The organism is Pseudomonas sp. KUIN-1 (assembly GCF_009176725.1).
GTDB classification, from domain to species: domain Bacteria; phylum Pseudomonadota; class Gammaproteobacteria; order Pseudomonadales; family Pseudomonadaceae; genus Aquipseudomonas; species Aquipseudomonas fragariae.
In genome coordinates this window covers 706845-723723 of the sequence record NZ_AP020337.1, presented here as the reverse complement: position 1 = coordinate 723723, position 16879 = coordinate 706845, and the positions used below count along the sequence as shown (strand labels likewise).

The 16879-nt window shown below is 55.9% G+C and carries 20 protein-coding genes; 9 read left to right on the top strand and 11 right to left on the bottom strand.

Going from position 1 to position 16879, the window contains the following annotated elements; all coding sequences use genetic code 11:
* The first annotated feature begins 58 nt into the window (after positions 1 to 58).
* The 5 genes from ppa to darG all read left to right on the top strand — a co-directional run bounded on the left by ppa (position 59) and on the right by darG (position 4079).
* Positions 59 to 586, top strand: a complete 528-nt coding sequence (gene ppa, locus KUIN1_RS03400) for an inorganic diphosphatase (RefSeq protein WP_003317259.1) — start codon at positions 59 to 61, stop codon at positions 584 to 586.
* A gap of 352 nt (positions 587 to 938) precedes the next feature.
* Entirely contained in the window at positions 939 to 1670 is a 732-nt protein-coding gene (locus KUIN1_RS03395) for a LexA family transcriptional regulator (RefSeq protein WP_004409537.1), read from the top strand.
* Positions 1671 to 1963: 293 nt separating this feature from the next.
* On the top strand, positions 1964 to 2353 hold the full coding sequence (locus KUIN1_RS03390; protein WP_116886428.1) for a DarT ssDNA thymidine ADP-ribosyltransferase family protein: 390 nt from the start codon (positions 1964 to 1966) through the stop codon (positions 2351 to 2353).
* Positions 2350 to 2994 (top strand): type II toxin-antitoxin system toxin DNA ADP-ribosyl transferase DarT, encoded by a 645-nt coding sequence (darT, locus tag KUIN1_RS03385; protein WP_024650729.1) that lies wholly within the window; start codon positions 2350 to 2352, stop codon positions 2992 to 2994. Before KUIN1_RS03390 ends, darT begins: the two co-directional genes overlap by 4 nt.
* A complete protein-coding gene (darG, locus tag KUIN1_RS03380; protein ID WP_116886429.1) occupies positions 2991 to 4079 on the top strand; it encodes a type II toxin-antitoxin system antitoxin DNA ADP-ribosyl glycohydrolase DarG in 1089 nt (362 codons plus the stop codon). Before darT ends, darG begins: the two co-directional genes overlap by 4 nt.
* A gap of 298 nt (positions 4080 to 4377) precedes the next feature.
* Here darG and KUIN1_RS03375 read toward each other — a convergent pair whose 3' ends face one another.
* Entirely contained in the window at positions 4378 to 4722 is a 345-nt protein-coding gene (locus KUIN1_RS03375) for a hypothetical protein (RefSeq protein ID WP_116886431.1), read from the bottom strand.
* 121 nt (positions 4723 to 4843) lie between these two features.
* On the opposite strand from KUIN1_RS03375, the gene KUIN1_RS03370 reads away from it, so the two are divergent.
* A complete protein-coding gene (locus KUIN1_RS03370; protein WP_004407900.1) occupies positions 4844 to 5089 on the top strand; it encodes a helix-turn-helix domain-containing protein in 246 nt (81 codons plus the stop codon).
* Between the two features lie 31 nt (positions 5090 to 5120).
* On the opposite strand, the gene KUIN1_RS03365 is transcribed toward KUIN1_RS03370, so the two are convergent.
* The 10 genes from KUIN1_RS03365 to KUIN1_RS03320 form a co-directional block, all read right to left on the bottom strand.
* Positions 5121 to 6164 (bottom strand): WavE lipopolysaccharide synthesis family protein, encoded by a 1044-nt coding sequence (locus KUIN1_RS03365; protein WP_024660348.1) that lies wholly within the window; start codon positions 6162 to 6164, stop codon positions 5121 to 5123.
* Between the two features lie 54 nt (positions 6165 to 6218).
* The gene (locus tag KUIN1_RS03360) at positions 6219 to 6824 is read right to left on the bottom strand and encodes a hypothetical protein (RefSeq protein WP_032657102.1); all 606 of its coding nucleotides are present in this window, start codon (positions 6822 to 6824) and stop codon (positions 6219 to 6221) included.
* The gene (locus KUIN1_RS03355; RefSeq protein WP_116886433.1) at positions 6821 to 8596 is read right to left on the bottom strand and encodes a hypothetical protein; all 1776 of its coding nucleotides are present in this window, start codon (positions 8594 to 8596) and stop codon (positions 6821 to 6823) included. Before KUIN1_RS03355 ends, KUIN1_RS03360 begins: the two co-directional genes overlap by 4 nt.
* A gap of 2 nt (positions 8597 to 8598) precedes the next feature.
* A complete protein-coding gene (locus KUIN1_RS03350; RefSeq protein WP_004407887.1) occupies positions 8599 to 8919 on the bottom strand; it encodes a hypothetical protein in 321 nt (106 codons plus the stop codon).
* Complete coding sequence (locus KUIN1_RS03345; protein WP_024660351.1) at positions 8916 to 9647, bottom strand: glycosyltransferase family 2 protein; 732 nt, start codon at positions 9645 to 9647, stop codon at positions 8916 to 8918. The genes KUIN1_RS03350 and KUIN1_RS03345 overlap by 4 nt, the downstream gene beginning before the upstream one ends.
* The gene (locus KUIN1_RS03340) at positions 9644 to 10282 is read right to left on the bottom strand and encodes an HAD family hydrolase (RefSeq protein ID WP_024638277.1); all 639 of its coding nucleotides are present in this window, start codon (positions 10280 to 10282) and stop codon (positions 9644 to 9646) included. The genes KUIN1_RS03345 and KUIN1_RS03340 overlap by 4 nt, the downstream gene beginning before the upstream one ends.
* Before the next feature lie 7 nt (positions 10283 to 10289).
* The gene (locus KUIN1_RS03335) at positions 10290 to 10904 is read right to left on the bottom strand and encodes a hypothetical protein (RefSeq protein ID WP_004407884.1); all 615 of its coding nucleotides are present in this window, start codon (positions 10902 to 10904) and stop codon (positions 10290 to 10292) included.
* Position 10905: 1 nt separating this feature from the next.
* A complete protein-coding gene (locus KUIN1_RS03330; RefSeq protein ID WP_024638278.1) occupies positions 10906 to 11667 on the bottom strand; it encodes a glycosyltransferase family 2 protein in 762 nt (253 codons plus the stop codon).
* Positions 11668 to 11733: 66 nt separating this feature from the next.
* The gene (locus tag KUIN1_RS03325) at positions 11734 to 12438 is read right to left on the bottom strand and encodes an ABC transporter ATP-binding protein (RefSeq protein WP_103713806.1); all 705 of its coding nucleotides are present in this window, start codon (positions 12436 to 12438) and stop codon (positions 11734 to 11736) included.
* Entirely contained in the window at positions 12435 to 13211 is a 777-nt protein-coding gene (locus KUIN1_RS03320) for an ABC transporter permease (protein WP_024640887.1), read from the bottom strand. The genes KUIN1_RS03325 and KUIN1_RS03320 overlap by 4 nt, the downstream gene beginning before the upstream one ends.
* 315 nt (positions 13212 to 13526) lie before the next feature.
* Here KUIN1_RS03320 and yghU point away from each other — a divergent pair, with 315 nt between their 5' ends.
* The 3 genes from yghU (at position 13527) to metC (ending at position 16834) form a co-directional block, all read left to right on the top strand.
* Positions 13527 to 14369 carry a glutathione-dependent disulfide-bond oxidoreductase gene (gene yghU, locus KUIN1_RS03315; RefSeq protein WP_024640886.1) on the top strand — a complete coding sequence of 281 codons (843 nt, stop codon included), beginning with the start codon at positions 13527 to 13529 and terminating at the stop codon, positions 14367 to 14369.
* 202 nt (positions 14370 to 14571) lie between these two features.
* On the top strand, positions 14572 to 15588 hold the full coding sequence (locus KUIN1_RS03310) for a PDDEXK nuclease domain-containing protein (protein ID WP_024650739.1): 1017 nt from the start codon (positions 14572 to 14574) through the stop codon (positions 15586 to 15588).
* Positions 15589 to 15667: 79 nt separating this feature from the next.
* A complete protein-coding gene (gene metC / locus KUIN1_RS03305; RefSeq protein WP_058398828.1) occupies positions 15668 to 16834 on the top strand; it encodes a cystathionine beta-lyase in 1167 nt (388 codons plus the stop codon).
* Positions 16835 to 16879 lie beyond the last annotated feature (45 nt).

Genomic DNA, 16879 nt, shown 5'->3' with positions numbered 1-16879 from the left:
ACCACTTTATGGCGGTTCGCGCCACAATCTGTCTGTTCAACCAGGGGGGCAATGCCCAATGAGCTACAGCAAGATTCCGGCTGGTAAAGACCTGCCGAACGACATCTACGTCGCCATCGAAATCCCGGCCAACCACGCGCCGATCAAATACGAAATCGACAAAGATTCCGATTGCCTGTTCGTTGACCGTTTCATGGCCACCCCGATGTTCTACCCGGCCAACTATGGTTTCATCCCCAACACCCTGGCTGACGACGGCGACCCGCTGGACGTGCTCGTGGTAACGCCATACCCGGTTACCCCTGGCTCGGTTATCCGCGCACGCCCGGTCGGCATCCTGCACATGACTGACGACGGCGGCGGCGATGCCAAAGTTATCGCAGTGCCACACGACAAGCTGTCCCAGCTGTACGTCGACGTGAAAGAGTACACCGACCTGCCGCCGCTGCTGCTCGAGCAGATCAAGCACTTCTTCGAGAACTACAAGGATCTCGAAAAAGGCAAATGGGTGAAGATCGAAGGTTGGGGCAACGCTGACGCTGCCCGTGCCGAGATCACCAAATCGGTTGCAGCGTACAAAGGCTGATCATCGATTGGCGTTTCAGGGCACGCCACACCCGTGCCCTGAAACACGCGTCCCCCTCCTCGCTGTACCTCCCCGCACACCTCGCTCGCTGAAACCCAATCCATCTTTTTTGCAGCACGCACGTTTAAAAATGCGCCCGGCTTTTAGACATTCAATGAACAGTTCGTTAAGGCCCGTATAGCGGGGGTAAACGCGCAATACCTCGTTTAGCGCCAAAAGCGCTATTACGGAATCCACCTACACGACATTCATTCCATCCGTAGTCCGGATAGCCACGCCCACCCTGGGATAACGTCGACGTCAACACCTCGTTCATTTAAACGCCCCGGCGACGCCCGTAGACTTCGCCACTATGAATACATCAGGTGATCGACTCCGCATCCTCCTTCGGGAGTGCCATCTCACAGCGACTGATTTTGCCGCCAACCGCAAAATCACGCCGCAACACGTCAATAACTGGTTCAAGCGCGGCGTGCCCATGGCGCGGATTGACGAGGTGGCTGAACTGTTGACCGTCAACGCCCGCTGGCTGCGCACCGGCGAAGGCCCCAAACACCCTAACGAATGCGCCAATGAAAACACCGGCGGCGATACCCGCGTCATCATTCATCAGGCCAGAAACGTGTCGCGCGGCGATGTGGAAATCCAGATTTTCATGGAAGCCGAATCCACCCACGGCGTCGGCAAGACCGTCCTCGCCGAAGCCCCCGGACAGAAAATCCGCCTGCCCCTGCAAGTCCTGCAGAACATGGGCATCGACCCGAAAAACTGCATGTGCGTGGCCATGGTCGGCAACAGCATGGCCGACAAGATCCAGGACGGCTCGATCCTCGGCGTCGACCGCGAGCTGACTCAGGTCATCGACGGCGAAATCTACGCCCTCGAACACGGCGGCATCCTGCGCGTCCGCTACCTCTACCGCCTCCCCAACGGCGGCCTGCGCCTGCGCAGCCACAACGACGCCGAATACCCGGACGAACTGTTCAGCGCCGAAGACATTGACCGGGAAAAAATACGGATTCTGGGCTGGATATTCTGGTGGTCGACCCTGAACAGCCGACGCAATGCCATGCTGCTGTTATGAGGCGTTTACGGCTGAAAGGCATTCGGGCTGGGCATGGAAGGCGAAGTTCAGTATCCTGTTCGCCATCCAGAGCACCTGACGCAGTCATGCGATGCGGTGTTTGAACGGGGCATGTGATCCGTTTGCCCTGTTGCCTATTCGCGCTTCTTCAAGAGGCGCATCTGTTGAAGGCGATTGCGGTCTATCAAAAATAGATCAGAACCGCCTACGAGAAGCCGGCCACAAGCCGGCTTTTTAATGTCTGCTGCTTTCTTCTTGCGGCTGGACAGTGGATATTCGCTATCTTAAGCAACATGAATCTCCGCCAGCACAAGGAAGGGTTCAGCGCAGCAGCGCCTGACCTTCAATTTGCCGTGATCACGATTCATCGAAACTTCGCGCTCAAAAACCGCTGGAAGATCATCCCTCAACACCCACTAGCTAATCATGCCATTCAGCTACTCGACTATGCCGAAGGCTTCGAAGCTATCAATTGGGCCGTCATGAATGTAAGGGACTATCATGATGCCGAATGTAAAAGCGTCTGCATGGCAGAGCGCCTATCGCCCAATATTGTTTCCCCTCAAGATTTCTTCAAGATTTTTGTTTCGAATGCCGAGATTGAGGCCTTCTGCGGGGCTAAAATGCGCGACGCTGGTTTTAATGTGCAGCTCGGGGTGAACAGGGGAATGTTTCTTAGATGATTTATCGCAGTCTGAATCCAGAAAAAGCTCTGATTTGGCGGATCGTCCATCGCGATAATCTGCCCTGGATTCTGGATAACGGCCTACATTGCGCCAGCTCCGACGTGCAGGCACCGTATTATGTGAACATCGGCAACACCGACCTGATCGACAAACGCCGCAACCGCGTTGTTCCCATTGCTCCCGGGGGCGTATTGTCTGACTACGTGCCGTTCTACTTCACACCTTTCTCTGTGATGATGAAAAACATCCAGTCCGGGTGGAGCGTTCAGCAGCGTAGCAATGAAGAGATAGTGATTCTGGTCTCAAGCCTTCCCCGCGCCGAACATCTCGGTCTCGCTTTCGTCTTCACCAACGCACATGCCTATCCCGACTGGACCGACTACTACAGCGATCTGGCAGATCTTGACCGGGTCGACTGGTCTATAATCCAGCGACGCGATTTCAAGCGCGATGCTGATGATCCACGTAGGATGGAGCGTTATCAGGCCGAAGCGCTCATTCACCATCACCTACCGATCACAGGACTCCTTGGCATCATGTGCTACGACGATGCAACGAAAGAACGTATTGAGCAAGACGTTGCCGCCAGAGGTCTGACCTTGCCTGTCCACGCGCGCCCGGGATGGTATTTCCAATGATCAGATTCACCCAAGGCAATCTGCTGGAAGCAGATACCGAAGCTCTCGTGAACACGGTGAACACGGTAGGCGTGATGGGAAAAGGCATTGCACTGATGTTCAAGGAGCGCTTTACCGAAAACTACCGCCTCTATTCGGCGGCGTGCAAGGCTGGTGAGGTAGAGACCGGAAAGGTTCACGTAACGGCAGTCAACGAACTGGACGGGCCGCGCTGGATAGTGAATTTTCCTACCAAGCGTCACTGGCGTTCCCCCTCGCAGATGGCATGGATAACTGAAGGCTTACGGGACCTGCGCCGCTTTTTGATCGATAACCAAGTCAAATCCGTAGCAGTTCCACCTCTCGGTGCTGGTAATGGCGGTTTGAAATGGGTAGAGGTCCGTGAGCAGATTGTTGATGTCTTGAGTAATCTGGATGTCGATGTACTTGTCTTTGAACCTACCGATCAATATCTGAATGTCGCGAAGCGCAGCGGTGTCGAGAAGCTGACGCCTGCACGTGCACTCATCGCCGAACTCGTTCGGCGTTACTGGGTTTTGGGCATGGAATGTAGCCTGCTTGAAATTCAGAAGCTCGCTTGGTTTCTGGAGCGTTCGATAGAACAATTGCCAAGCGCAAAGAACCCCTTGGATCTCAAATTTGTAGCCCACAAATATGGGCCATACGCCAATCGCCTTGAGCATCTGCTCGACAATCTCGATGGCAGCTACCTGCATTGCGATAAACGCATCAGCGACGCAGGTATTAACGACGTGATCTGGTTTGACGAGGGCCGTAAGGCTTTTCTGCAAACCTATCTGAAAACAGAGGCCAAGGAATATTCCCAAGCCCTGGAGTGCACAGCAGAGCTGATTGACGGCTTTGAGTCGCCTTTCGGCATGGAGCTGTTGGCGACGGTTGACTGGTTATTGAGTAAGTCGGGAGTTTCTCCAACGGTTCCGGCAGTGCGCGAAGCATTGAAACATTGGGATGGAGGCGCAGGTGCGGCGGCTCGGAAAAGCAGGCTGTTCGACGATCAAGCTCTCGGCATTGCGTTAAAGCGGTTGACTGCTAGCAATCTCAGTCCAGAGATAGCCGCCCCCTAGGTCTCATCTACGCTCTGTTTTGACTATCAAAATAGCAGTCCACTGCGAAGACAACGCTCATTTCAACTGATCCGTTCGTGACGTTTTGCCCCGGCGTGCTGCAGCAGAGCAAAACAGTCTGCCAGGCATAGTTATCTCGTTCTACGGCGCTGTTCAGTTTGGTCATCAGCTCGCTGACCAAATCGAAGATCCGGGTAATGCGGTGCACAGAAGCGCGGGTATTTGAGATTGCTGGCTGACCAGTCCCTCAGGTTCGAGAATAACTCTTTGAGATGTCGCGTTCGGCGCTCAATCACTTTCACTCCCCCAAACGCCTCCGCCGCGCCACCAGCGCCCTGCGCAGGGAAACATCCGCATACTCCATAAACAGCGTTGCCAATCGATTCAGCGCTGCCTCTTCCTCTTCACCGCCCACGATTGAATCGAAGCCAAGCGCACGCTTGTTCTGTTCGGGCAGTTCTTCCCAGCTGGTCATGAGATAGGCATACATTGCGCTGACGATTTGGCGCTGGGTCATGACATCAAATGAGATGGCGTTAGAGCGTTGCTTTAGCGCACGACATTGTGGACATAGGTTTCGCGTAAGCGACAAGCCAAGGTAAAGACGCCTACGGCGCAGCAACTGGGCTTTTCTGATTTTCATAAGACCTCCTTGAACGTGTGCGTACATCCTTGAGGTACATATCTTAATCGAAAAACCTATTTTGGGATAATCCCAAATCGGGTTTATTTAGGTAGCCGGACTATTCAGACGGCGTGCCCAAGTGAAAACCATCCATAATGCTCGCTACCAGGCGTTGCTTGATCTTTTGCTGGAAGCGCGCAATGCAGCCGGTATGACGCAAAAAGAATTAGCCGTCAGGCTAGGGCGACCGCAGTCGTTTGTCTCGAAGACGGAGAATGCCGAGCGCAGGCTCGATGTCATCGAGTTCATGGATGTCTGTCGGGGGATCGGGACTGATCCATATGCGTTGCTCAGCAAGCTGGATGAACGCTTGCGCAACGCATGACGTGTTTTCGATACCTGCCCACGCCCAGCCCTCAAACCCGATAAGACTCCGCATGCGCGACCTTCCTCAGCGTGCGCCAGTACGAGCGAATGCGCTTGGCGAGGGTCGGCGAGGTGCTGAACAGTACGATGGTCGCAAAGGACACCCACCAGCCGGGGCGCAGGCAGGTCAGCAGGTATTGATTGAGCCAGATGCGCGCAATTCTCAGCCTGTAGCCCTGCGGGTCGAGCCTTTGCAATTGCTCTATCGCAGAAGCTTTGTAGAGCGTCGTCAGTACGCGGCGGCTGGTCAGAAAGCGTTCCGGGAAGTCGACGCCAGCCTCGCAGTGGTTGAGGACTCTGAAGTTGCGTCTCAAGACGTTGTCCCATAATTTCAGGTTGCTCAGCCCTACTTCGCAGGGTCGTGCGAGCCGGGCGTCGATGCCCTTCCTGTGCATGACACCCAGCATCAGTGCCTGTTCGCTGACCAGGCGCGCGGACGTGTAGCCAATGAAGTTGCCAAACGGGTTGCGAGACGGCCGGTCGTTGAAAAGCTCGTCCCTTTCGAACAGGGGTTGCTCCCACATGGCGAGCATCGCATTGCGCGTGCCGAATTGAACGAGATCCGATATATGGAACAACATCGGCAACCGTTCAGGGTCGCGAATATAAAGCGTCGTGGTAGTGATGGGCGTGTCGAACAGTTGCGTCTCGCCCGGCTCGGTATCATCAGATTGGCCTATGACGGCCAGTGCAGCGCTGGTCAGGTTGTGATCGGCGCGCATTTTCATGACATAGGGTCTTGAAGCGCTCTGAATACCGCATAACGTCGATCGCAGCATGCGATTGATGTTGATCTGATTACCGGCGTCATCGACGAAGGCACCCGGATCATCCGACATGACGATCTGGTCCGCCTTCACACCGGACGTATCTTCATGACGCCAGGTCGAAACGATGATTTCGGCATCTGGCAGGTGCGTCCGGATCGACGCGATGCAGACGAAGATATTTCGTTTGGAACTCAGGTTGCGATACAGGGGGCCCTGAATAACCACGCTGATTTTTCTGGAATCGACGGCCACAAGATGAGGCATGTGTTTAACCTTGTAATGAGAAGCGCCTGCTACCGACGGCTAGCGGCAGATCGGTCAATGGGATCTTGCAACACGCCGAAAGACGCGCAGAGCAACACGCCGTATTCGACGCAGAATGCCTGCCAGCAATGGAAGACTTATCAGTACTCGCTCAAGACGAGTGACCATCAATAACCTTCTAATCTGAACGGAACGGGCTGAGGCGGTTGTGCTTGCCGGCAAATTGTTGAACGACGCATTGAGGGTTCGCGAATAAATGCCCAGATGCATGGAGGGCACCATGATCACGAGGTTTCGCTTTCGCAGCCTGGCGCTCAGATAGTTGTAACGAGCAATTTTCTGGATGAAGTCCATGCAGGTAGCCGAGTCATGCTGGCCAAAATCAATCAGCACCCAGTCGCTTTCGACTTTATCCATGTGCTGGGCAATTCTGTTCGCCACAATGCCGCTCAGACCATTGTCGTGAAGAAAATCCTCCAGGCTGAACAGGGCGTGTTCCGTCGGTAGATCGCTGACGGGCAGTTCGCTCAGGTTGTAGCGGTCATCAATCACAAGCACGGGAACGGTCTTTCTGTGCTCGTGCTGAATGTGCGCCAGCTGACAGATCAACTGATGACTGGAGGGGCTGGGGCTCAGATGAGAAACGACGAATACCTTCACTTCGCCCCCTGGATGTAGGACTTGAAAGGTGTGGAGTTGTAGACCGCCCTCACGGCAGCCCACAGGCTTTCAAAGTAGAAGATTTTCCCGTTATTTCTGTACACACGAATCGCAGAAATCAGAATGCCGGGGAGCGAAAGAAGATTGTGGTGAAAGTAGTCATCCTGCTGGCGGACGAACCAGGTCTGCGTACTGCGTTGACGCAACATATTGCGTACCTCACAGCTTTGCGTGATCAGCGTCTGTTTGGCCAGCACAGGGTCTGTGAGGAAGCGATTGACCAGAAACTCCTGACGGGTTTCTGTCAATTGGTCGAACAGCATGAGCCTCTCGAAGTCGGCGAGAAATTCTCTGACTGCGTCGATATCATTTCTGAAGCTGGACTGCTGGGCCACGCGATCGATCAGTTCGACCCAGGCTCGAACAGAGATGCGATCAAGACCGGTAGGAATGACAACCGCCGATGGATTGGCCAGGTATTTGTCCCCGAACTGTTGCAGTCTGGCCAATGCGGCCTCGGCAGACAGATTGAAAAGAGGTTTCTTTTGAAGCAGGGACACATAGCAAGGCCCGGACACCTCAAGGCGCCCGTTAGCCGATTCGACTGAGCCCTTGCCACCCAGCAGCGCCCGGGAGGTCACCGACTGAGTGATACCAAAGGGATTGATACGGTTTGGAATACCTGCCCGGGATGCGCGTAGTGCATGCTCGATGTCTTCGTATTCCACCCAGTGCAGGGACTCGTCCAGCGGGCAGGCATTCCAGACATCCTTGCGACAAATGTAGAGGCTGCCTGTCGGGTAGCTGGCGTCGCTGTTGTAGCGCATCGGGCTGGCGAAACAGAACCCGGTCCGGTCGACGTCCGGGAATATTGACGGCGCAATGGACTGAGCATTACCGCTGGTGCGGTGCAGCCCCAGCAGACCCTGAGCGACCTCGTCCATGGCCATGCCGTAATCCGAGTAGCGACGCGGGTGCATGCTGATTCGGTTATCGAAGAACATGCTTTGCAAGGTCATCAATGGATAGCGCGGACCAAAGCGGCGGACAACTTCCCCGAAATGTTTTGGCAAAAAAACGCGATCATGCAGGATCACCAGATTGCTGTGTCTGGCCTCCAGCGCGAGACGGTTTTTCTTCTTGCAGATCTGCACAGGCGGGGCAGTGATGTCCTCACCCACGATGCGGACTTTGTCGAAATAGGCGAAGTTACTTCCCGGCGTGCCGCACAGCAGTATCTCCTTGTGCGGGATGTCAATTTCCAGAATGCGCTTCACGACGGCATTGAGAACGGTGGCGTCGCCTGGACCGACAGGAATGCCGAAGGTCCAGCTGTCGAGATCGTCGTTGGATTCCGCAGTCAGCCTGGATACTTTCTTGTAAGTGACCGAGTTGGCCGAACGCGCAATCACCTTGAGTGATCCCGCAAAGTAATCACGATCCAGATAACACTCGATAGGCGTGTCTTCGATGACCGTTATTTTTTCGCCAACATTCAGAAAGTGCGCACCGTCCCACAGCAGCAGGGGTGCCAGCGGTGAATCACTCTGGACACCATAAAAACAGTAGCTACCCGCCCCATACAGACACAACGGACGCTGTGCGGCATGCAGTTTCCTGATCACCCGTTCAGGCTTGCGGAACGGATGCGCGCGGAACGAGATGAAGCTGGAACACTCATGGGGCAGCAGTAGCCCAACCGGGAGGCTGCGCAGACTGCCAGCCGCTATGTAGCCGAGGCTTGGGTGATGCTGCAGATGGGTCGTTTTCATGGTCAGACGACGTACTTGTCAGCAAGCGCACCCGGCACCTTCACGACAACGGTGGTCGCATCGGTGAGCGCTTCGAACGCCGTGATGTCGCCCGGTTCCAGAACGATGATGTCGCCGGCATGCCAGACCTGATCGCGCATGTTGACCGACCCGGCAATGAGCACGGTGATCTCGGTGGCGACCTTGTGGTAATGAGCCGCTTCCTTTTCACCTGCCTTGTAGGCCTTGACCCCGACCTCACAGGACTCGGTACTGAAAACTGCAGGTTCGAATCCGCCCACGAACCAGCCTTTGACCATGTCTTCCAGTCTGGCCGTTTTCATCGCATTTCTCCTGCTTCGAAAGCGTGGAGCTGACTGTCGGTTTTCAATGGCCGGTACTGACTGGGTTCGATCCGGTAGGCGCCGATCCTCTTCTGCAACAGCACCAGCTCATTGAGAGCGGGGGCTATGTAGAAGTTGTCGTTGACCCTGGCGTCCTTGCGAATCATCTCCTTGGCCGCCGACACGAACAGCGATCCGGACTTGAACCAGTACACACCTGCAATGGCGTTTGAGCTGATCGGATTTTTTTCGGCAGCTTCAATAACCCGGCGGTCGCTATCCAGGCGCGCGAATGAATAACGCGGGTGCAGAGAATTGAAGATGACCACTCCGGCATCCTCATGACTTTGCCGAAACGTGCGCACTACATCCTGCAACTCAATATCCAGAAAGTCGCTGACACTGAGAATCAGCAATTCGTCATCGTTGTCGATTTCTTCGCTCGCCAGAAGCGCCGTGCACGCCGCGCCCCGGGTGACGTTGTGAACCGCTAGAACACTGGCCGACGGGTGCATCTGCGGGAGCATGCTGCGAAGGTGCAGCCGGGCGATATCGTGGTTCGAGAATGTGCAGATCATCCTGCGCGGCTGAAGTACCGCACAGTTGTCTATCAGTGTATGAATCAGTGGCTTGCCGTTGTATTCGCACAGGTAGTGCGGGTACTCGCCCTCATCGTGCAGCGCCTCTGACTGCCTGCCGGTCAGAAGGATGATATTCAACGCGCTCACAGGACAGCCGCCTTGTCGAAGTTGATCTGTTCGACTTTGCCAAGAATGTTATTGAGGTTTACGTCGCAGGTTTCAGCCACGACCAGAACATGTGCGCCTGAGTCTCTGGCGGCCTTGATGCCATTCTCGTTGTCCTCGACGATGAGGCATTCTTCAGGCCGAAGACCCAGTTGGCTGATGGCCTTGGTATAAATGTCCGGCGCTGGCTTGGCATGCCTGACGTCTTCATTGGAGAGGCGCAGATCGAGGTATTGGTCGAGATCTGCCCTGTTCATCATGACCTCCACGGTGTTGCGGATGGAGTTGGACGCCACTGCCAGCTTGTAACCCAGCGTTTTCAGTGACGACAACGCGTACTGATGCACAAAGGTCGGTTTGCACTGGGCGTAAACGATCTCCATGGTGTACTGCTGCTTCATCTCGTTGATGAAGGCGTGCAAGGCAACCGGCAGGTCGCGTTCGACACTCAGCATGTCGAGTTTGCGCGAGGTGGGCAGACCGTCGTAGGCGGTGAGGTGTTCGTGGCGACTGATGTTGTAACCGAACAGGCTGAGCGCTTTGTTCAGTGCGTCGTAATGCCATTCTTTGGCGTCGATAAGGACACCGTCCATATCGAAAATCACTGCCTTGATCATGATTGCCTCACGTGAAGAAAGTGGCTGCGTCTGCGGGAAGATCAGTGCACAGCGTCAAACGGTCCTGCGACCTGAACTCGAGCAATTGCTGCCACAGGGCGTCATGACCACGCCCGTGCAATTCGGGTGACACCACACAAATTCGCTTGCCCAGGGAAAGAAGATCGCCAATGACCTGGTTGGAGAACCACTCACCCTCAAAACCGTCAAGCCAGACGCCGGCTGCCTGTTCGAGCCAGGCTGGCGACGGCTCAACATCGCTGAGACGGGTGTAAGTGGTGAGGTTGGCGTTGAGGTAACTGCGCATGTCCGGCACCGCCATATCGAAGGTGAACCAGTTGGTATGGCCGTAACGGGCGAAGGTTGCAGCGAGAGCCTGTGCCAGGCCATCCGCCTTGACGTTGATGGCCAGAGGCAGGTTGCGGCCCGCCATGATGTCGAGCAGGCCATCCAGCGTCAGCTCGCCGCCCGCGGGCATGTCGTGGGAAATGACCAGTTGGCCCGCCACATCACGGACATCGGTTTCGGTGCCGAAGCCAAGGTCGAATGATCGATGAAAAGCTTCGGGCAGATTGCGCTCCGGCTTTTGCAGCCAATAGCCGCGATGGCTGATGATCTGCATCTCAGGCCTCTTTTCCCGAGGCTGCCTGCCTGCTCAGCGGCAACGACAGGAACTGGTTGAGGTCTGCCGGGATGCCCAGGCCATACATGCCATGACCTTCTGCACCAATGCTGTAATGAATGACCCTGGCGCCCTGCCCGATGAGCTCGTTGTAAACCGGTGCGACATAGAACTCGCCATTGACGCGAAGATCTTTCGCGACCATCGCCTCGATGGCCGATATCAGTTGACCTGCGCGGCGAAAGTTATAGATGCCGACAGTGGCCTCGTCAGAGATAACCTCTTTTTCCACCACACGGTCGATCAGGCCTGCTGCACCGAAGCCCACGAAAGACCATTTCGGATCGTTGGCTTTCATGGTCATGATCAAACCCTCTGCATCGCTCTCGTTCATTGCCTGCAGATAGGCGTTTATATCCACATCGACGTACTGGTCGCTGTTGGCGATCATCACTTGCTGGCTGTCGTCGAGCAGGTGTCTTGCTGCATACACCGAGCACGCAGCGCCCCCGGTCAGCCCGCCGAGTTCGACAATCTCGCAGCCGGGCGCCCAGGCCTTCAGTTTTTCCCTCAGCCCGTAACGGGCGACCTGTTCCGCCTGACAGATAAAGATGAATCTGTGCGAGCACTCCGGCGTCAGGTTGTCGATCACGACCTTGATCATCGGTACACCATGTACAGGGATCAACGGTTTGGGATCGGTGTAGCCCGCAACCGCAAAGCGACTCCCGGCCCCGGCCATCGGAACGATAATTTGCAACATGGAAATCCCTTTATGAATTGAGTTATTGCTCAGTTGGCAGGACGCAGGGCATCGCGAAGCAGTGAATCAGTAATAACCGTGCTCGGTCATCCGGCCGCGCTCAAGCGTTAAATAACGCTGGCAAAACTTCTTGCCTTCGTCTATTTGGTGGGTAACCAGAATCAAGGCCATCCCGTCATCCTGCATTATTCGAATTCGTTCGTGGCATTTGCGTTTGAACTCTTCGTCACCTACCGCCAGTACTTCGTCAGCCAGTAATGTCTGAGGCTCGACATGAACGGCGACTGAAAAACCCAGCCTCATGTACATGCCAGACGAATAGTTCTTTACCGGTGTATCGATGAAGTTTCCCAACCCGGAAAAATCGACAATTTCATTGAAGCGCGAACGCACTTCCTTGTTACTCAATCCAAACAGACTGGCATTGAGGTAGATATTTTCCTCGCCGGTCAGTTCAGGGTGAAAACCCACCCCTATTTCGATTAGCGGTGCTACCCGGCCCACGCTGGTCAGACGCCCACTGGTCGGCACAAGAATGCGTGAAACCAGTTGCAACAAGGTACTTTTACCTGAACCGTTATGCCCCACCAGTGCAAGCGACTCGCCTTTGTGCAAGGTGAACGATACATCGCTGACTGCCGTGAATGTTTCGGCACGTTCACGATATCGAGCGTCGAACAGCCCGAGAAACTTCTTCTTCAAACCGCCCCTGTTGTGGCGCAGAACAAACTGTTTGGTGAGGTTTTCTGCCTTGATGACGACGCGACTCATAAATACTCCACCACGCTGTCCACCTTCCTGAACATGAACAACCCCACCAGCAGCGACGCGGCGCCCATGAACACGCACAGCAGCAGATCACGGGGCTCTGGAACGACTCCGGCATGCAGAATGCTGGTAAAGCTGTTGAAGTACAGACCTATCGGGTTATAGGCCGCAATGTTGGCGATACCGACGGGCAGCGATGAGCTCACCCATACAATGGGCGTGAGCCAGAACAACAAGGGTAGAAACACGTCGATGAAGTGCTTGGCATCCCGTACGGTGACCTGGATGACACTGAGTGCCAGACCAACGCCCATGATCAACGCCATGAACGCGATCAGCACAATCGGATAAAACAACAGCGCACGCGAAAAGACGCCGCCGAGCACGGCAAATAATGATGCATAGACGAGCATGCAGCCGGCCCAGAAAACAACGATTGCCAGCGCCCCGGAAATGGGTAGCAACAGACGGGGAAACCGCAACTTTCGAATGAGGTTGCCGTTATTGATCAGCCACTCTCCGCTTTGCGAAACAATTTGTGCCAGAAGCATCCAGTGGACGATACCTGTCACCAGGTGCAGCGCAAAGCGGTCCTGACTACTGGGCAGAATATACGTGAACACCGTGTAATACGTGAGCGTGACAACCAGCGGATTGCCCAATGACCAGATAAAGCCCAATGTTGCGCCCATGTAGCGGATTTTTATTTCCTTGATGACAAGATTAATGATCAGGTCGCGCCACTTCATCACGCCAGGGCTGCAAAAAGACGGCATACGGTATCCAGCTATTAATGGGAAAATCAGAGAGAGCAACTTTGACAACCAGGATCATGAATGGATAACCTTATGATCCTCGTGCTGCGAACACATATTCTCTTCTTTTACCTGGCTACAGCTATAGGACGACGCCTTAGTTGCCGTAGGAATATTCCACAAACTCCCAAAGGTAGCGAAATGGGCCACTCGCTGCCTCGCTACACTCGTTCACGATCGCAAGGCACTTCCCAGCCCGTACGTTGATCTATAACGTCTATGGTCCTTTGCAACACGACCGGTCCAGCGAACACCCTTGAACAAGCGAGGCTCCTCATGACCCAAACGTCCTACACCCCGCCGAAGGTCTGGCAGCAGGAAACAAAGGCGGGCGGCACGTTCGCCAGCATCAACCGGCCCGTCGCCGGCCCCACGCACGACAAGGCGCTGCCGGTCGGCAAGCACCCGCTGCAGCTTTATTCACTGGCCACCCCCAACGGTGTGAAAGTCACGATCATGCTCGAAGAGCTGCTGGCGCTCGGGCACAGCGGTGCGGAATACGATGCCTGGCTGATCCGTATCTCCGAGGGCGATCAGTTCTCCAGCGGTTTTGTCGAGATCAATCCCAATTCCAAGATCCCGGCATTGCTGGATCGAAGCCATGAAACACCTGTTCGGGTATTCGAGTCCGGCTCTATCCTGCTGTACCTGGCCGAAAAGTTTTCCAGCTTCCTGCCCGCCGACCCGGCAGGCCGAACCGAAACGCTGAACTGGCTGTTCTGGCAGATGGGCGCTGCGCCGTATCTGGGCGGCGGTTTCGGGCATTTCTATGCCTACGCGCCGGAGAAACTCGAATACCCCATCAATCGGTTCGCGATGGAGGCCAAGCGCCAACTCGATGTGCTGAACCGTCGCCTGGGCGAGCACCGCTACCTGGCCGGCGACACCTACACGATTGCCGATATCGCGGTCTGGCCATGGTATGGCGCACTGGTGCAGAACAAGGTGTACTCGGCTGCCGAATTCCTCTCGGTACACGAATACCCGCACCTGATTCGCTGGACAGAAGAAATCGCCGCACGCCCTGCCGTCATCAGAGGCCAGAAGGTCAACCGCACCTGGGGCGAAGAAGCCGATCAGGTTCCGGAGCGGCATCAGGCGTCCGATCTGGATAAATAAGGCACACGTCAAGTCCTTCGCGGACAGAAACCTGATGCTACAAACCCACAGGAAACTCTGGAACAGAACGTCCTGATCTGCACGTAAAGTAGCCGACCTTAGCCACCGCCCAAGGACGCGCCTTTATGAGCCGAACAACTGTTCTTCCAGACTTTCGCTTGCAATCGCCCATCAGGTTGCCACGCAGTGGAGTACTTTCAGTATGAGTACTCCCAACACACCGCATACGCCTGTACATGATCGCTTTGATGAAGTGCTCGCCATGATACGGAGCGCTCGACAGCAGGCCGCACAGGCGGTGAACACCCAATTGATCGAGCTTTACTGGCAAGTCGGCGCCTACATCAGTCGCAAGCTTGAAAACGCTGAATGGGGTGACGCGGTGGTCACCCAGCTTGCCGAGCATCTGGCCACCACCCAGCCAGGGCTGCGTGGTTTTACGCGCAGCAACCTCTTTCGCATGCGTCAATTCTATGAGATTTACCGTGCAGAAGAGAAAGTCGCGCCACTGGCGCGACAATTATCCTGGTCACATAACCTGATCATTTTCAGCCAGAGCAAGCGTCCTGAAGAACGCGAGTTCTACTTGAAAATGGCAACTCAGGAAAGGTGGTCAAAACGCGAACTTGAACGCCAATTCAAGAACGCTCTATTCGAGCGCACTGTCACCCAGCCAGCCAAAGCCTCGGCGATGCTCAAGGAAACCCGGCCGGCCGCACTGGATATATTCCGTGATGCCTATATGGTGGAGTTTCTGGAGCTGCCACCGGGGCACGCCGAAGCGGACCTGCATGGCGGCTTGTTGAAACGCCTGAGGGACTTTCTGATCGAGCTAGGCCGCGATTTCTGTTTTGTCGGCTCCGAGTACGCGTTGCAGGTCGGCAGCCAGGACTTTGCTCTGGATCTGCTGTTTTTCCATCGAGGCCTCAATTGCCTCGTTGCCATTGAACTCAAGGTCGGCCGCTTTGAGCCCGAATACCTCGGCAAACTGGACTTCTACCTGGAAGCGCTGGACCGCAATGAACGCAAACCCCATGAAAACCCGGCCATTGGCGTCTTACTCTGCGCCAGCAAAAACGACGAAGTCGTCGAGTACGCTCTGAACCGCTCGCTTTCACCCGCGTTGATTGCCGAGTACCAGACCCGCCTGCCGGACAGACAGTTACTGCAAGCGAAACTGCATGAGTTCTACGCGAGCGCTGTGTTGAACGATCAGTGATACCTGCCAGGCGCACGATGCATTACGCTTGCGGGTACCTGAGCCGCAGCCTGCAAGCCTTTTCCACCCGGAGCCTCTAATGCCGCAAGACAAAGACCCTCGTGCCCACACCGCCCTGTCGCAACGCGGCCGCAGCGCCGGCAGCGGGCCCGGGATTGCGGTCAACCCACCCGTCGTGCGCCTCAGTACGGTGCTGTTCGACAGTCTGGAAAGCTTGCGGCAGGCGGAAATTCGCACCACGGGGCCGGAGCGCTCGTTGACTTACGGCGCCAACGGCAACCCGACTGCGTTTGCCTTGCAGGACCTGATCTCCGAGCTCGAAGGCGCACACGGCACCTGCCTGTACCCGACCGGGCTGGCCGCAGTGGCACAGATGTTTCAATCGTTTCTGCGCCCAGGCGATCATGTCCTGATCACCGAATCGGTCTATGGCCCTGTTCGACGGCTGGCGAAAACCATGCTGACCGCCTTCGACATCCAGTTCGACTTCTACGCGGCCGACGGCAGTAACGTGGAATCGCTGATCAAGGCCAACACCCGGATGATCTATGCCGAGGTGCCCGGCTCGCTGACATTCGACATGTGTGACCTGCCCGCTCTGTCGCAGCTGTGCAAAGCAAGGAATCTGCTGCTGGCTGTGGATAACTCCTGGGGCTCGGGGGTGCTGTACAAGCCGCTGGCGCTGGGCGCGGACATTTCGCTGATGGCCCTGACCAAGTACGTGGCCGGCCATTCCGACGTCATGATGGGCAGCGTCAGCACCACCGAAGCGCATTGGCATACCCTGAAAACCATGAACACCGCCGTGGGCAATACCGTCAGCCCCGACGATGCCTATCTGGTGCTGCGTGGTGCCCGCAGCCTGGCGGCGCGCATGGCCATGCATGAGCGCCATGCGCTGCAGATCGCACAATGGCTGCAGGCCCAGCCTCAGGTTGCCCGCGTGCTCTATCCCGCTTTGCCGGACGATCCGGGCCACGCCATCTGGAAGCGCGATTTCCATGGCTGCAACGGCTTGCTCAGTTTCGAATTCAACACCGCTGACCGGCAAGTGCTGGATCGCTTTACCGGCGCGTTGGAACTGTTCGGCATCGGCTATTCCTGGGGTGGTTTTGAAAGCCTGATCACGGAAGTGGAACAACACGGTCCCGAGCGCGGTGCAGGGCCGATGCTGCGGCTGCAGGTCGGCCTGGAAAGCCCGGAAGACCTGATCGCAGACCTGCGCAACGGATTCGCGGCAGAGTGACCCCGGCAGCCGCTTGAAGAGCGCGGCTCCGTCGCCGCAATTTGC

Bases quoted from the DNA above. Each gene is read 5' to 3' on its own strand.
- ppa (WP_003317259.1), top strand. From the start codon at position 59: ATGAGCTACAGCAAGATTCCGGCTGGTAAAGACCTGCCGAACGACATC.
- KUIN1_RS03395 (WP_004409537.1), top strand. From the start codon at position 939: ATGAATACATCAGGTGATCGACTCCGCATCCTCCTTCGGGAGTGCCAT.
- KUIN1_RS03390 (WP_116886428.1), top strand. From the start codon at position 1,964: ATGAATCTCCGCCAGCACAAGGAAGGGTTCAGCGCAGCAGCGCCTGAC.
- darT (WP_024650729.1), top strand. From the start codon at position 2,350: ATGATTTATCGCAGTCTGAATCCAGAAAAAGCTCTGATTTGGCGGATC.
- darG (WP_116886429.1), top strand. From the start codon at position 2,991: ATGATCAGATTCACCCAAGGCAATCTGCTGGAAGCAGATACCGAAGCT.
- KUIN1_RS03375 (WP_116886431.1), bottom strand. From the start codon at position 4,722: ATGAAAATCAGAAAAGCCCAGTTGCTGCGCCGTAGGCGTCTTTACCTT.
- KUIN1_RS03365 (WP_024660348.1), bottom strand. From the start codon at position 6,164: ATGCCTCATCTTGTGGCCGTCGATTCCAGAAAAATCAGCGTGGTTATT.
- KUIN1_RS03355 (WP_116886433.1), bottom strand. From the start codon at position 8,596: ATGAAAACGACCCATCTGCAGCATCACCCAAGCCTCGGCTACATAGCG.
- KUIN1_RS03350 (WP_004407887.1), bottom strand. From the start codon at position 8,919: ATGAAAACGGCCAGACTGGAAGACATGGTCAAAGGCTGGTTCGTGGGC.
- KUIN1_RS03340 (WP_024638277.1), bottom strand. From the start codon at position 10,282: ATGATCAAGGCAGTGATTTTCGATATGGACGGTGTCCTTATCGACGCC.
- KUIN1_RS03335 (WP_004407884.1), bottom strand. From the start codon at position 10,904: ATGCAGATCATCAGCCATCGCGGCTATTGGCTGCAAAAGCCGGAGCGC.
- KUIN1_RS03330 (WP_024638278.1), bottom strand. From the start codon at position 11,667: ATGTTGCAAATTATCGTTCCGATGGCCGGGGCCGGGAGTCGCTTTGCG.
- KUIN1_RS03325 (WP_103713806.1), bottom strand. From the start codon at position 12,438: ATGAGTCGCGTCGTCATCAAGGCAGAAAACCTCACCAAACAGTTTGTT.
- KUIN1_RS03320 (WP_024640887.1), bottom strand. From the start codon at position 13,211: ATGCCGTCTTTTTGCAGCCCTGGCGTGATGAAGTGGCGCGACCTGATC.
- yghU (WP_024640886.1), top strand. From the start codon at position 13,527: ATGACCCAAACGTCCTACACCCCGCCGAAGGTCTGGCAGCAGGAAACA.
- KUIN1_RS03310 (WP_024650739.1), top strand. From the start codon at position 14,572: ATGAGTACTCCCAACACACCGCATACGCCTGTACATGATCGCTTTGAT.
- metC (WP_058398828.1), top strand. From the start codon at position 15,668: ATGCCGCAAGACAAAGACCCTCGTGCCCACACCGCCCTGTCGCAACGC.